Source organism: Streptomyces sp. NBC_01298, from assembly GCF_035978755.1.
Classification (GTDB): Bacteria; Actinomycetota; Actinomycetes; order Streptomycetales; family Streptomycetaceae; genus Streptomyces.
On record NZ_CP108414.1, the window covers coordinates 8721116 to 8735017 of the forward strand.

Below are 13902 nucleotides of genomic sequence, written 5' to 3' on the forward strand. Positions count from 1 at the left end.
GTGTCGGTTTCGAGTGTGAGGTTGGGGCGGATGGCCGAGCGGGCGGGCGCGGGTTCGGCGGGCGGGGTGTCCCCGCTCGCGGGTGAGGGCGGGATCGGCGAGGCGGAGCTGCGCAGGCTGCTGGCCGGGCTGACCGCCGTACGCGACGGGGACTTCCGTACCCGGCTGCCCGATGCGGCGGACGGGCTGCTCGGGGAGATCGCCACCGTCTTCAACGGGATGGTCAATCAGCTCTCCCTGTTCACCTCCGAGGTGACCAGGGTGGCCCGCGAGGTGGGCACCGAGGGGACGCTGGGCGGACAGGCCGACGTACCGGGAGTCGGCGGCGCCTGGCTGGACCTCACGGATTCGGTCAACTTCATGGCCGGAAACCTGACCGCCCAGGTGCGCTCCATCGCCCAGGTCGCGACCGCCGTGGCCAAGGGCGACCTCTCGCAGAAGATCAACGTCACCGCGCGCGGGGAGATCCTGGAGCTGAAGGAGACCATCAACACGATGGTCGACCAGCTGTCCGGATTCGCCGGCGAGGTCACCCGGGTGGCCCGAGAGGTCGGCACCGAGGGCCGGCTCGGCGGCCAGGCGGACGTCCAGGGCGTCTCCGGTACGTGGAAGGACCTGACGGAGTCGGTCAACGTCATGGCCGACAACCTGACCGCCCAGGTGCGCTCCATCGCCGAGGTCACCACCGCCGTGGCCCAGGGCGACCTGACCCAGAAGATCCGGGTGGACGCGCGCGGGGAGATCCTGGAGCTGAAGGAGACCATCAACACGATGGTCGACCAGCTCTCCGCGTTCGCCGACGAGGTCACCCGCGTCGCCCGCGAGGTCGGCACCGAGGGCAACCTGGGCGGTCAGGCCACCGTCCGGGGCGTCTCCGGCACCTGGAAGGACCTCACCGACAACGTCAACGTGATGGCCTCCAACCTGACCGGACAGGTGCGCTCCATCGCCCAGGTGGCCACCGCCGTCGCCCGCGGCGACCTCTCGCAGAAGATCATGGTGGAGGCCAAGGGCGAGGTCGCCGCGCTGGCCGGGGTCATCAACACGATGGTCGACACCCTGTCGGCCTTCGCCGACGAGGTGACCCGGGTGGCCCGCGAGGTGGGCACGGAGGGCCGGCTCGGCGGCCAGGCACAGGTCCCCAACGTGGCGGGCACCTGGAAGGACCTCACCGACAACGTCAACTCCATGGCCAACAACCTCACCGGCCAGGTCCGCAACATCGCCCTCGTCACCACGGCCGTCGCCAACGGCGACCTCTCCAAGAAGATCGACGTGGACGCCCGCGGGGAGATCCTGGAGCTGAAGACCACCATCAACACGATGGTCGACCAGCTCTCCGCCTTCGCCGCCGAGGTCACCCGCGTCGCCCGCGAAGTGGGCAGCGAGGGCCGCCTCGGCGGTCAGGCCGAGGTCGAAGGCGTCTCCGGTACGTGGAAGCGCCTGACGGAGAACGTCAACGAGCTGGCCGGCAACCTGACCCGCCAGGTCCGCGCCATCGCCGAGGTGGCCAGCGCGGTCGCCGAGGGCGACCTGACCCGCTCCATCACCGTCGACGCCTCGGGCGAGGTCGCCGAACTCAAGGACAACATCAACTCCATGGTCGGCTCGCTCCGCGAGAGCACCCGGGCCAACCAGGAGCAGGACTGGCTCAAATCGAACCTGGCCCGCATCTCCGGCCTGATGCAGGGCCACCGGGATCTGGGCGCCGTCGCCGAACTCGTCATGGACGAGCTGACGCCGCTGGTCGCCGCCCAGTACGGAGCCTTCTACCTCGCCGAGGACCGCCCCGGCGGCACCGTGCTCACCCTCGTCGGCTCCTACGGGCGTTCCGCCGCCGCGCAGGAGGGCGCCGCCTTCGCCCTCGGCGAGTCCCTCGTCGGCCAGGCGGCCCGCAGCCGCCGGATCATCGCCACCGACCAGGTCCCGGGCGGGTACGTGATCTCCTCCGGGCTGGGCCACACCACCCCGGGCAGCCTGATCATCCTGCCGATCGTGGTGGACGACCAGATCCTCGGTGTGATCGAGCTGGCCTCCTTCTCCGCCTTCAACCCCGTGCACCGCGACTTCCTGGCCCAGCTGATGGAGGCCATCGGAGCGAACGTCAACACGATCGTCGCCAACGCCCGCACCGACGAGCTCCTCGGGGAGTCCCAGCGGCTGACCGGCGAACTCCAGGCCCGCTCCGAGGAACTCCAGGTCCAGCAGGAGGAGCTCCAGCGCTCCAACGCGGAGCTGGAGGAGAAGGCCGCCCTCCTCGCCAGCCAGAACAGCGACATCGAGGCCAAGAACCTGGAGATCGAGCAGGCCCGGCAGGAGCTGGAGACCCGCGCGCAACAGCTGTCGCTGGCCTCCACCTACAAGTCCGAGTTCCTGGCCAACATGAGCCACGAGCTGCGCACCCCGCTCAACAGCCTGCTGATCCTGGCCCAGTTGCTCGCCCAGAACCCCGCGCGCAACCTCACCCCCAAGCAGGTCGAGTACGCCGGCATCATCCACTCGGCCGGCTCGGACCTCCTCCAGCTGATCAACGACATCCTCGACCTGTCGAAGGTCGAGGCGGGCAAGATGGACATCAACCCCGAGCGGGTGCACCTGCCCCAGCTCCTGGAGTACGTCGACGCCACCTTCCGGCCGATGACCACGCAGAAGAGCCTCGACTTCACCGTCACCACGGCCCCCGGCGCCCCCGACGACCTGCTCACCGACGACTCGCGACTGCGCCAGATCCTGCGCAACCTCCTCTCGAACGCCGTGAAGTTCACCGAGCGCGGCGGCGTCGAGCTCCGCATCGAACCGGCCGCGGCCCCCGAGATCCCCGCCGGCCTCACCCGGCGCGGCCCGATGTTGGCCTTCCGGGTGCGCGACACGGGCATCGGCATCCCCGAACAGCAACTGGAGTCGGTCTTCGGGGCCTTCCAGCAGGCCGACGGCACCACCAGCCGCAAGTACGGCGGCACCGGCCTCGGGCTCTCCATCAGCCGCGAGATCGCCCAGCTCCTCGGCGGGGCCGTCACCGCGGAGAGCGCCCCCGGCCAGGGCAGCACCTTCACCCTCTACCTGCCCGTCAGCCGCGCGGACTACGAGGGCGCCACCTACGCCGAGACCCCCCTGGCGCTCCCGCCCGGGTCCTCGTCCCGGGCGCCGGCGGAGCGGGGCGGCCGTCCGGACCGGCCCGCCCTGCCGGAGCAGCGGCGGCCCCGGCGCCTGCTCGTGATCGAGGAGCGGCCGAACGGCCTGCTCTCCCTCGTCGCCGAGAGCGCCGAGCGGGACTTCGCCCCCGGCCACCTGACGGCGGGGGAGCGGGGCGGCGTTCACGTGGTCAACGCCACCGGGTCCCGCGAGGCGGCCGCCGCCCTGGCGGCACACTCCTTCCACTGCGTCGTCCTGGAACTGGACCTGCCCGACGGCGAAGCGCTCCGCTTCCTCGACGCCCTCGACGGAGACCCGGCCCTCGCCTCGCTCCCCGTCCTCGCCCACAACAACCCGCGGGTGCGGCCCGGCCAGGAGGAGGCCCTGCGCCGGCGGTCCGCGTCACGCCGCCTGGAACTGCTCTCCAGCCTGGACGAGCTGCGCGAACGCATCGCGCTCCACCTGTCCGCCGAACAGCCCGGGGACGTCCTGCCGCTGGTGCACGGCGACGCGCGGCGCCGGCCCGCCGATCACGTCCCCGAAAGCGGCCTGGCCGGACGTACGGTCCTGGTCGTCGACGACGACGCGCGCAACCTCTTCGCGCTCAGCGGGGTCCTGGAACTGCACGGCATGCGCGTGCTCCACGCCGAGGACGGCCGCAAGGGCATCGACGCCCTCGTCCGCAACGCCGGCGTCGACATCGTCCTGATGGACGTGATGATGCCCGAACTGGACGGCTACGCCGCGACCGCCGAGATCAGGCGGATGCCGCAGTACGCGGACCTGCCCATCATCGCGGTCACGGCCAAGGCCATGCCCGGGGACCGGGAGAAGAGCCTCGCCGCGGGCGCCAGCGACTACGTGACCAAGCCGGTGGACGCCGACGACCTCATCGCCCGCATCCGGCGCAGGCTCACCCGATGACCGGCGACACGCGCCGGCACGACGATGCCCACCCGTACGAAGACGCCCGCCGGTACGAAGACGCCCACCCGTACGACGGTGCGCGCCGGCCGGGAACACCGGACGGCGACCGGCCCGCGGGCGTCATCCCGCAGCAGGCTCCGACACCCCTCGGCCGCCTCGTCGCCACCGTGGAACGCCTGCGCCGAGAGGTGCTGGACGCGCAAGCGGCCGCCGACGGGCGGGCCTTGGTCGAACTGGCCAAGGGCATCCTCATCGGGCAGCTGCGCTGCACCCCGGCCGCGGCGGCACGCCAGCTCGACGTACTGTGCCGCGAGAGCGGGATGTCCCCCCTCGCGCTCGCCGCCGACATCGTCAACCAGGCCTCCCGCGACCACGTCAGCGAGATCGCCGCGGAGTTCGTCGAACGTACGGCTACGGCTACGAGCACGGGCAACAGCGCGGGCGCTGGGGCGCACGGCGGGGACCCGGCCGATCAGCCGTCCGCGGTGTCGGTGCGCCTGCGCACCGCCGAGAGCGGGGTGCTCGCCGTCGCCGCCGACACCCAGGCGGTAGCCGAGTCCCTCCTGACGAACGCCCTGGGCCCCCTGGGAGCGGTGGCGGTAGCCGTGTGGGCCGCCGAGCCCGACGGGTCGCTGGCCCTCGCCGGCCACGCCGGTTTCCCGCCCCGGGAGGCCGCCCGCTGGCGCCACGTCCCCCCGGGCGTCTCCACCGTCGCCCGACTCGCCCTGGGGGAACGCCGGCTGGTCACCCTCACCGCCATGGACCGGGAGGGGCTCCCCTCCGTCGGCCGCGCCGAGTGGCCCGGCGGCGGGCGGATGGCGGTGCCCACGGGGACGGGCGGACGGATCCAGGGAGTCCTGGAGATCTGCTGGCCGCGTCCGCTGGAGCCACAGGCACCCCAGATCGAGCGCCAGGTCGAGGCCCTCGCCGAGCTGTGCGCCCGCACGATGGACGCCGCGCCCCCGCACGACCCCGCCGCGGCCGAGGCGGTCCTCCCGGACGTCGCCGAGCTCATCGACCTCGCCGAGGGGCTCCAGGACCCGGCCGTCGTCCTCACCCCGGTCCTCGACTCCGACGGCCGCCTCGCCGACTTCCGGATCCGGCACACCGGCAGCCGCTTCGTCGACCCGGTGGGACGTCCGCGCGGCGACGTCAACGGCGCCCTGCTGCTGGAGGCCTACCCCCTGGCCGCCGGCGAGAGCGGGCTCTTCGACATCATCGAGCGCGTGCACGCGACGGGTGAACCCTTCCGCGCCGAACGCATGAGCCTGACCGCGCTCGTCGACCAGATCCCGATCACCTCCGTCGCCAACATCAGCGTCAGCCGCCACGGCTCGGCCGTCCTGCTGATCTGGCGGATCCAGGACGAGACCGCCCGCCTGGCGGGCCTCCTCCAGCACGCCCAGCGCCTGGGCCGGATCGGAGGCTTCGAAGAGAACCTCGTCACCGGCGAGACCACCTGGAACGCCCAGCTCTACGATCTCCACGGACTCCCGCCCACGGCGCCCCCGGTCCGGCTGCGCGAACTCCCCGGCTACGCGCACCCCGACGACTCCGCGGCCGTCCAGCGCTTCCTGCGCGCGGTGCTGCGCCACCGCCGCCCCGCCTCCGTCAACCTCCGCCTGCGCAGACCCGACGGAATCACCCGCCACATCCGGGTCGTCGCCGAGCCCGTCCTCGACGCCGACCAGCGGCTGCACACCGTGCGCGGCGCCTACCAGGACATCTCCGCCCAGCACTGGACCGAGGTGGCCCTGGCCGCGACCCGGGACCAACTCGCCCACACCGAGGCCGAGTCCGCCGAACGCAGCCGGCTGGCCCTCCAGCTCCAGCACGCCATCATGCCCCCGACCCCGCCGGCCATCGAGGCCCCGGGCCTGCGGGTCGCCGTCCGCTACCGGCCGGCGGAGATCGAGGCGCTCGTCGGCGGAGACTGGTACGACACCGTGGTCCTGCCCTCCGGACTGATCATGCTGTCGGTGGGCGACGTCGCCGGGCACGGCATCGAGGCGGCCACCGGCATGGTCGTCCTGCGCAACGCCCTGCGCGGTCTCGCCGTCACCGGGGCGGGCCCCGCCCAGCTGCTCTCCTGGCTCAACACGGTCACCCATCACCTGGCCAAGCACGTGACGGCCACGGCCGTCTGCGGCCTCTTCGACCCGCGCACGAGGGTGATGCGCTGGGCCCGCGCGGGCCACCTGCCCCCCGTACTGGTCCGGCGCGGGGAGGCGGAGGCCTTCCCGCTCATCGAGGGGCTGCTCCTCGGGGCCCTGCCCGATGTCGCCTACGTCGAGCGGGAGGTGCAGCTCGAACCGGACGACACGCTCCTGATGTACACGGACGGGCTGGTGGAGCGCCGGGACTCCTCGGTACAGGAGTCCCTCGGCCACCTCGTGCACGCGGCGGCCGCCGCTGCCGGGGACCTGGACGGCCAACTGGACCGGCTCCTCGCCGAGAGCCGCTCGGACACGGACGACGACACGTGCGTGATCGGCATCCGGGTCGGCTGACGGCCCCGGCCCGCCCGGTCGACCACCCCCAAGCCAACCGAGGAACGACACGTGAACCACCGACCCGAGTCCCCGGAGTCCTTCGAGATCCTCCCCGGCGCCGACGCGTCGCCGGTGATCCTGCACGTGCCGCACTCCTCGCGCGTCATACCGGAGTCCGTCCGCCGCGGGATCCACCTGTCCGACCCGGCGCTCGACCGGGAACTCGACCACATCACCGACGCGCACACCGCCGAGATCGCCGCGGTGGCCGCGGCCGCCTGCGCCGTCACCCCGTGGCGGTTCGTGAACGGTCTGTCCCGGCTGGTCATCGACCCCGAGCGGTTCCCCGACGAGCGCGAGGAGATGACGGCCGTGGGCATGGGGGCGGTGTACACGCACTCCACCCACCGGGAGCGGCTGCGCCCCGAGGGCTTCGAGGTCCGGCCCCTGCTCGACCGCTACTTCCATCCGTACGCGGACGCCATGACGCGGGCGGTGGAGGACCGGCTGGAGGCCGCCGGGCGAGCCGTGATCATCGACGTGCACTCGTACCCGACGGCGCCCCTCCCGTACGAACTCCACGGTGACGGCCACCGGCCGCCGATCTGCCTGGGCACGGACGCCTTCCACACCCCGGCCACCCTCCTGGCCGCCGCCGGGAAGGTGTTCGCCGGCTTCGGAGGCACGGGGCTCGACAGCCCCTTCAGCGGTACGTACGTCCCGCTGAAGCACTACGGCAAGGACGACCGGGTCGGCGCGCTGATGGTGGAGATCCGCCGGGACACCTACATGTCGGAGCCGGGCGGTCCCGCCGGACCCGGCCTCGCCGCACTGGCGGCGGCCCTGACGGAACTCGTGGACGACCTGCTCCCGTAGGGGACCGGGGGCCACCCGCGACGGCCGCTACCGGGACTCGGGCGCGGCGATGACCCCGGCACCGGTACCGGACGCGGACGGCTCGTACCAGAGGCTCGTCATCGGGGAATGCGTGGTCCAGCCCAGCGCGGAGTAGAGCGCCCGGCCATCGGGCGTGCCGACCAGGACGCCGGTCCTCGCGCCGGTCTCGTACGCGGTGCTCTGCAGCGCGCGCATCACCAGGCCGCCGAGCCCCTTGCGGCGGTGGTCGGCGGCGGTCTCGACCTGGTCGACCACGGCGTGCGCGCCGGCGTGGGCGATCTGTCCACGGGCGGCGAAGTGCCCCTCGGGCGTGCGGACCAGTACGCGGCTGACGCCGCCCCGGGTCCACCGGGTGAGCGTGTAACCGGCCGGCACCTCCGGGCGTTCCGCCGCGAGACGACAGGTCATCAGGAACCCGGGTACGTCATTCCGCCAGCCCGGTCCGACCCAGGGCAGGACCGTCTCCTCCTCGGCGAACAGTTTCAGCCAGGTCCCCGGCGCGCTCGTCGCGGCGACGATCTTGCGCACATCGGCCTCGGAGGGCTCCGGCAGCACGTGCCGGGCCACGTGCTTGGACTGCCCGACGTCGATCGTCCACCCCCACGGCTCGACGATCGGGTCCGAGCTGCCGCGGGAGACGACCCAGCCGTCGATCCACATCCGTACGAGCTCATCGATCCTGGTGTCCGGCATCGCCGCGCGCCCCCTGGTAGGTAATAGGTAATTGCGTTAGGTGAACCTTACATATCAAGGATGCGGCTTGGCCAGAGGCGCAGATATCGGCTTGCGCGCCATCGCGGCGCGGGTGAACGTGGCCCGACACCGTACGAAGCGAAGGCGGAGAAGATGACCGCGGACGTCCGCCCCGTCGACCACGAACTCGTCCGGGCCGCGGCCGACCTCGCGCGCACCCGGTGCCGGGGCGACAACCACACCATGGCGGCCGCGGCCCGTGCCCGGGACGGCCGGATCATCACCGCGGTGAACGCCTACCACTTCACCGGAGGCCCCTGCGCGGAGCTGGTCGTCATCGGCGCGGCGGCCGCCCAGGGCGCCTACGAGCTGGACGCGATCGTCGCTGTGGGCGACCGCGACCGGGGGGTCGTCCCCCCGTGCGGCCGGTGCCGGCAAGTCCTCCTCGACTACTTCCCCACCCTGAAGGTGATCGTGGGCAAGGGCGACCGGGTCCGCACCGCCCTCATCGCCGAGTTGCTGCCCGAGACCTACGTCTGGGCCGACCACCAGCTCGAAGCCGAGTAGGGCCCCGCCGCGCCGCGCCGCACTGCTCCCGGCCGTCCGCTACGCGAGGAACGCGCGGAGCGCGGCGGCGGTCTCCTCCGGTGCTTCGAAGGGCTCGCCGGCTCGTGGGGACTCTGAGTGTCTCCCGCGTTACCAAAAGTGACGATCCGGGTGTGCGGGGCCCCCTGGCGGGCAGATATCCGCCATGCTCTCGGACATGATCGAACGGCTGCGGAACCTGCCACGCCCGCGCCGCACCCCCGTCTTCACCGCCGACTTCGCCTCTCCCGCCCAGTGGATCGCCGGCCGCTCGTGGGCGTATCCCGACGGCGGCCCGGTCAACCCCGGCGACAACAAGCTGGACCACCTCACCGAAGACCCCGCCTACAGCCGCACCGGGACCTTCCGGGCGACACCGCGTCCCGACGGGAACTGGGACAGCGGGCTGCTCACCACCGAGGGCAGCGACGAGGGCTTCGAAGTGCGCACCGGAGACGTACTGGAGGCCCGGGTGCGGCTGCCGGAGGGGCTCGGTGCCTGGCCGGCCATCTGGACCTGGCGCGACGGAGGCCAGGAGATCGACGTCTTCGAGTACCACCCCGACAACCCGGACCTCCTCGAACTCTCCAACCACGTCCGGGAGGCGCACCGTTATCACCGTGACCCGGCGGTCCGGCCCGGAGCATGGATCGATCTGAAGGTCGAGTTCGGGAGGAGCTCGGTCATCTGGTGGGTCAACGGCGACCGGGTCTTCAGCGACGGCAGGGGAGTGGGGCGGAGCTGGTCCGCCCACCTGATCGTCAACCTCTCCGTCTGCGCGGGCCGGTACCACCCCGCGCCGGAGCCCGGGGTCGCGGAACTGTCCTACGAGGTCTCCGGGCTACGGGTGTACCGCACGCGCCGAGGGTTGCTCCTCTGAGGCGAGGAGGCGCCGGACTCCGGCAGGGCGGGAGTACGGGAGTACGGGAGTACGGGAGTACGGGCGATGGGGGATCCCCATCCGATGCGGCGGCGGCCGGTGGCCGGGAGGCGCCCTGGACGGTGAATCCGGGGTGCGTTAGCTTCCGGCGCCATGAGACTTCTGGGAGTTGGCATGTGCGCCGCGGGGCTGCTGCTGGGGGTGGTGGCCGCCCCGGCGCAGGCCGCGGACGGGTCACGGGACCTGCGCGGTGCGCGCTGGGCGCTGAAGGAGACCGGCAAGGACGCCCGGTTCAGGGGACTGGCCGCCGTGAGCCGGTCCACGGCCTGGGTGGCCGGCTCGAAGGGGACCGTGCTGCGCACCTCCGACGGAGGCCGCAGCTGGCGCGACGTGTCACCGCCCGGGGCCGTCGCCGAGGGACTGGAACTGCGGGACATCGAGGCCTTCGACGGGCGGCGCGCCGTGGCCCTGTCCATCGGCGAGGGCGAGGCCTCCAGGGTGCTGCGCACCGAGGACGGCGGCGCCACGTGGACGGAGACCTTCCGCAATCCCGACCCGCGGGCCTTCTACGATTGCCTCACCTTCTTCGACTCCCGCCACGGGCTCGCGATGAGCGACCCGGTGGACGGCAGGTTCCGCGTCCTGTCCACCGAGGACGGCGGCCGGAGCTGGCGGGTCCTGCCCGATGCCGGAATGCCGGACGCGCTGCCGGGCGAGGCGGGCTTCGCGGCGAGCGGCCAGTGCCTGGTGTCCGCCGGGCCGCGCGACGTCTGGCTGGCCACCGGCGGGGGCCCGGTCGCGCGGGTGCTGCACTCCGCGGACCGCGGGCTGACCTGGCGGGCAGCCGAGTCCACCCTCCCCGCGGGCGACCCGGCGCGCGGGGTCTTCGCCCTGGCCTTCAAGAACCGTACGAGGGGTCTGGCGGTCGGCGGCGACACCGCACCGGGCAGGCCTCCCCGCAGGCCGCGGCGGTGTCCTCGGACGCGGGCCGCACCTGGAGCCCGGCGTCGACCCCGCCGCCCGCCTACCGTTCGGGCGCGGCCTGGCTCCCGTACGGCGCCGGCACGGCCCTGGCGGTGGGCCCGACGGGCACGGACGTGACCCGGGACGGCGGACGCACCTGGCGCACGCTCGACCCGGGTTCCTTCGACACGGTCGCCTGCACGGCCGACGGCGGCTGCTGGGCGGCGGGGGAGAAGGGGCGCGTCGGCCGTCTGGAAGGGACGCGCAGGGGCTGACTCGCCGCCCTGCGTCACCCGCGGCCCTGCGTCACCCGCCGCCGTGCGCCGCGCGAAGGTGCGTCAGGTAGGCCTCGGGGTCGGGGCCGTGCGCCCGGTCCTGGGCTCCGCCCCGGACGTGCGCGAGGTCCCCGCCGGCGCCGATGCGGAGCATGGTGGTGGCCGCGTGGGAGGTGCCGGGGCGGCGTAGCGCGTCGGCGTCGACGACCGGGATGCCGGGCCCGAACATGGCCGTCGCCCGGGCCGCGGTGTCCGCCGGTGGCTGCCCGGTCCGGCGTCCGGCGACCGTGCGCAGGACGCGCCGACTGGCGAGGTGGGTCAGCACCACGGTCGGCGCGAGGCCCAGATGGCGCTCGGGGTCGTAGGGCTGGAAGGTGCCCGGGTGCGTGAAGGGGGTCCCGGTGGAGATCGTGGCGACGCCGGTGCCGACGATCGGAGTGGTGACCGTGAGCGGTACCCCGGTCTCCGCGGCCACCATCCGGGCGATGCCGGGCAGCCGCGTCAGATCCGGCGCGCTCCACCACGGCTCGCAGTCCGGCCCCAGGACGTACGAGGCCTTGGCCCGGTCGTGCGCGAGCAGGAAGAGCAGTTGTTCGGTGGCGACCATGCCGCTGCGCTCAGCCATGCCCAGCCAGGAACAGGCGGCGACCCGCGCCCCGCTCTCGAGGGCGGCCAGGGTGTTGGCGAGGCCCAGGCCGAGGTCGTTGTGGAGGTGCGAGACCAGGACCGTGTCCGGACCGGCACCGGCGGCCACCCGCCGGAACAGGTCCCGGGTCTGGCCGGGCAGCAGGTCGCCGACGGTGTCCGCCAGCACGATCGTGGCCGCCCCCTGCGCCGTCATCCGGCCGGCGAACTCGGCCACCAGGGCGTGGTCCGCGCGCGGCGCGTCCACCAGGCACACGTCCACCGCCGTGTCGCCGGCGCGGTCCACGGCCTCCTTGACCACGTCCAGGCCCCGGTCCAGGGCCGTGCGGGCGTCACTGTGCACCAGGGCGCGGGCCGTGGCCTCCGAGGCGGCCACGATCACCATGACCCGCCCGTGCGCCGCACCGCGTACCGCGCTCAGCGCCAGCCGCACGTCCTCCACCGTGCCCCGGCAGATCGCGGACGGGCTCACCGATTCCTGCGCCTCCAGGGCGACTTGTCGGGTCGCCTCGAATTCCTGACCGCACACGGAGGGGAATCCCGCGGCGAAGACCACGTGCCGGGGGCCGTCGGACCCGAACACCGCCCCCTGTGCGCGGGCGAGCCGCACACGGAAACCGGCACTCATCAAGGTCTTCGCCTGCGCGCCGTCCCGCGCCGACTCCTCGAAGAGCACGACCCGTCCGGCACCGGCCGACTCCCGCACCACGTCCACGCCGCTCCCACCCGCACGCGCACCCGCAGTCACGCCCGCACCCCCGCCCGCACCCACGTCCGACAACGCCCAAGCCCCCTTTTCAACGCGGTACTTGAGCGTCCGCGCGCGGCTGTGGAGATCCACTGGGAGAGATCGTACGGTGCACGGCATCCGCGGATGTGCCGTACACGAATGTTCGGATCCGTGATCGAAATCGAGATGCGCACGGCCCCCGCGGGCTGGCAGGGTGCCCCGGTGAACCGTGAACAGATCTCCAGGATCGCCCATGCCGACCACCCGATAAAATCGCCGCTCGACGACGACTCGGTACGCCGCCTGCTGGAACGGGGCCTGCCGCGCGGCGACGAGCGCGTGCTCGATCTCGGATGCGGCACCGCGGAATGGCTGCTGCGCGCCCTGACCACCCACCCGGAGCTGCACGCCGAGGGGGTCGACGTCTCCGAGGACGCCCTGGCGCAGGCCCACGAGGCGGCGGTCCGCCTCGGCGTCCGGGACCGGCTGGTCCTGCACCACCAGGAGGCCGCGGACTTCGTCTCCGCGCGGCCGTTCGACCTGGTGCTCAACGTCGGGTCCACGCATGCCTTCGGTGGTCTGCTGCCCACCCTCGCCGGCGCGGGCAAGCACCTGGCCCCCGGCGGCCGGGTCCTGATCGGCGAGGGATTCTGGGATCGCTCCCCGTCCCCGGAAGCCGTCGAACTCTTCGGGGAGCAGGCCGATCTGGCGACCACCGTGGACCAGGTCGTCACCGACGGGTGGACCCCCGTCCACGGGCACGTCAGCACGCGCCGCGAACTGGACGACTACGAATGGGCCTGCTGGGGGTCACTCGCCTCCTGGGCCCTGGACCGCCCCGCCGATCCGGACAGCGAGCAGGTGCTGGCCACGGCCACCGCCCGCCGCACCGAATGGCTGCGCACCTACCGGGACACCTGGGGCTTCGTCTCCCTGGTCCTGCGCCGGACTTCGGGCTGAAGGGTCCCGCCCGGCGGCGTCACACGTAGGCGACCGTGACCTCCCGGAAGCCCAGGGACCGGAGCAGGCCCTCCAGCATCGTGGTGGTGTTCTTCTCCGTGCGCTCCGCGAGGCCGCTGTCGCGGGCGGCGTCCGTGATGTGCTGAACGGCCAAGCGCTGTACGGCCTGTTCACCGGCCGGATTGTCGGTGAACAGGTCGCCCAGCCGGTCGAGCAGCCCCCGCTGCTTGGACACGGCGTACGAGCGGTCCAGGTCCAGCGCGGCCGTCCCGAGGACGGCGTGGGGCAGCCGGAGCGAAACCTTGGTGCGCTCCTCGTCGACGGTGACGGCCTGCTCGCCGAGCCCGCCCAGATCCACGTAGCCGCTCACGGAACCGGCCCCGACGTAGAGGGTCCGGGTTCCCCGGACGGAGTCCGGCAGGAAGGCGGCGTCCTTCTCCAGGTCCACCACGACCTGGAAGTTCCCGGCGGCGCCTTCGTAACGGTGCATGTCCTGAATGGACTTGAGCAGGACCGGACCCGAACGGTCCACGGTGTCCTGGCGGAACAGATCGCCGAAGCCGGGCAGCAGACTGAACCGGCCGGCGAGCAGCAGGACCACCCCCAGTACCACCAGCCCACCGACGGCCCGTCCCCACCACGGCAGCCGCCGCGGCTCTCTTCGCGGTGCGGGTTGGCGCTCCGCGTCGTGCGCTGAGTTGTCCATGCCTTGCGGATGCCCGC

The 13902-nt window shown here is 73.0% G+C and carries 9 protein-coding genes and 1 pseudogene; 7 read left to right on the forward strand and 3 right to left on the reverse strand.

Annotated elements, in window-relative coordinates:
- Positions 1–30: 30 nt before the first annotated feature.
- From OG730_RS39835 to OG730_RS39845, 3 genes are read left to right on the forward strand one after another with little or no spacing between them, the layout of a single operon-like run.
- Positions 31–4056, forward strand: coding sequence for a HAMP domain-containing protein (locus OG730_RS39835; protein WP_327308876.1), 4026 nt, complete (start codon positions 31–33; stop codon positions 4054–4056).
- Positions 4053–6569: a SpoIIE family protein phosphatase gene (locus OG730_RS39840; RefSeq protein WP_327308877.1), complete on the forward strand. Its 2517-nt coding sequence runs from the start codon at positions 4053–4055 to the stop codon at positions 6567–6569. Before OG730_RS39835 ends, OG730_RS39840 begins: the two co-directional genes overlap by 4 nt.
- A gap of 51 nt (positions 6570–6620) precedes the next feature.
- Positions 6621–7427, forward strand: coding sequence for an N-formylglutamate amidohydrolase (locus OG730_RS39845; RefSeq protein ID WP_327308878.1), 807 nt, complete (start codon positions 6621–6623; stop codon positions 7425–7427).
- 27 nt (positions 7428–7454) lie between these two features.
- Here OG730_RS39845 and OG730_RS39850 read toward each other — a convergent pair whose 3' ends face one another.
- Positions 7455–8141 carry a GNAT family N-acetyltransferase gene (locus OG730_RS39850; RefSeq protein WP_327308879.1) on the reverse strand — a complete coding sequence of 229 codons (687 nt, stop codon included), beginning with the start codon at positions 8139–8141 and terminating at the stop codon, positions 7455–7457.
- Positions 8142–8294: 153 nt separating this feature from the next.
- Here OG730_RS39850 and OG730_RS39855 point away from each other — a divergent pair, with 153 nt between their 5' ends.
- The 3 genes and pseudogenes from OG730_RS39855 to OG730_RS39865 all read left to right on the forward strand — a co-directional run bounded on the left by OG730_RS39855 (position 8295) and on the right by OG730_RS39865 (position 10844).
- Positions 8295–8708, forward strand: coding sequence for a cytidine deaminase family protein (locus tag OG730_RS39855; protein ID WP_327308880.1), 414 nt, complete (start codon positions 8295–8297; stop codon positions 8706–8708).
- 196 nt (positions 8709–8904) lie between these two features.
- On the forward strand, positions 8905–9606 hold the full coding sequence (locus OG730_RS39860) for a beta-glucanase (protein ID WP_327308881.1): 702 nt from the start codon (positions 8905–8907) through the stop codon (positions 9604–9606).
- A gap of 174 nt (positions 9607–9780) precedes the next feature.
- Positions 9781–10844 (forward strand): annotated as a pseudogene (locus OG730_RS39865) (WD40/YVTN/BNR-like repeat-containing protein).
- Positions 10845–10875: 31 nt separating this feature from the next.
- On the opposite strand, the gene OG730_RS39870 reads toward OG730_RS39865, so the two are convergent.
- Positions 10876–12237, reverse strand: coding sequence for a hydroxymethylglutaryl-CoA lyase-like TIM-barrel protein (locus tag OG730_RS39870; RefSeq protein WP_327308882.1), 1362 nt, complete (start codon positions 12235–12237; stop codon positions 10876–10878).
- Positions 12238–12441: 204 nt separating this feature from the next.
- Here OG730_RS39870 and OG730_RS39875 point away from each other — a divergent pair, with 204 nt between their 5' ends.
- On the forward strand, positions 12442–13179 hold the full coding sequence (locus tag OG730_RS39875) for an SAM-dependent methyltransferase (RefSeq protein ID WP_327309603.1): 738 nt from the start codon (positions 12442–12444) through the stop codon (positions 13177–13179).
- A gap of 19 nt (positions 13180–13198) precedes the next feature.
- Here the strand turns inward: OG730_RS39875 and OG730_RS39880 are convergent, their stop codons facing one another.
- Positions 13199–13885 (reverse strand): DUF4230 domain-containing protein, encoded by a 687-nt coding sequence (locus OG730_RS39880; protein ID WP_327308883.1) that lies wholly within the window; start codon positions 13883–13885, stop codon positions 13199–13201.
- Positions 13886–13902 lie beyond the last annotated feature (17 nt).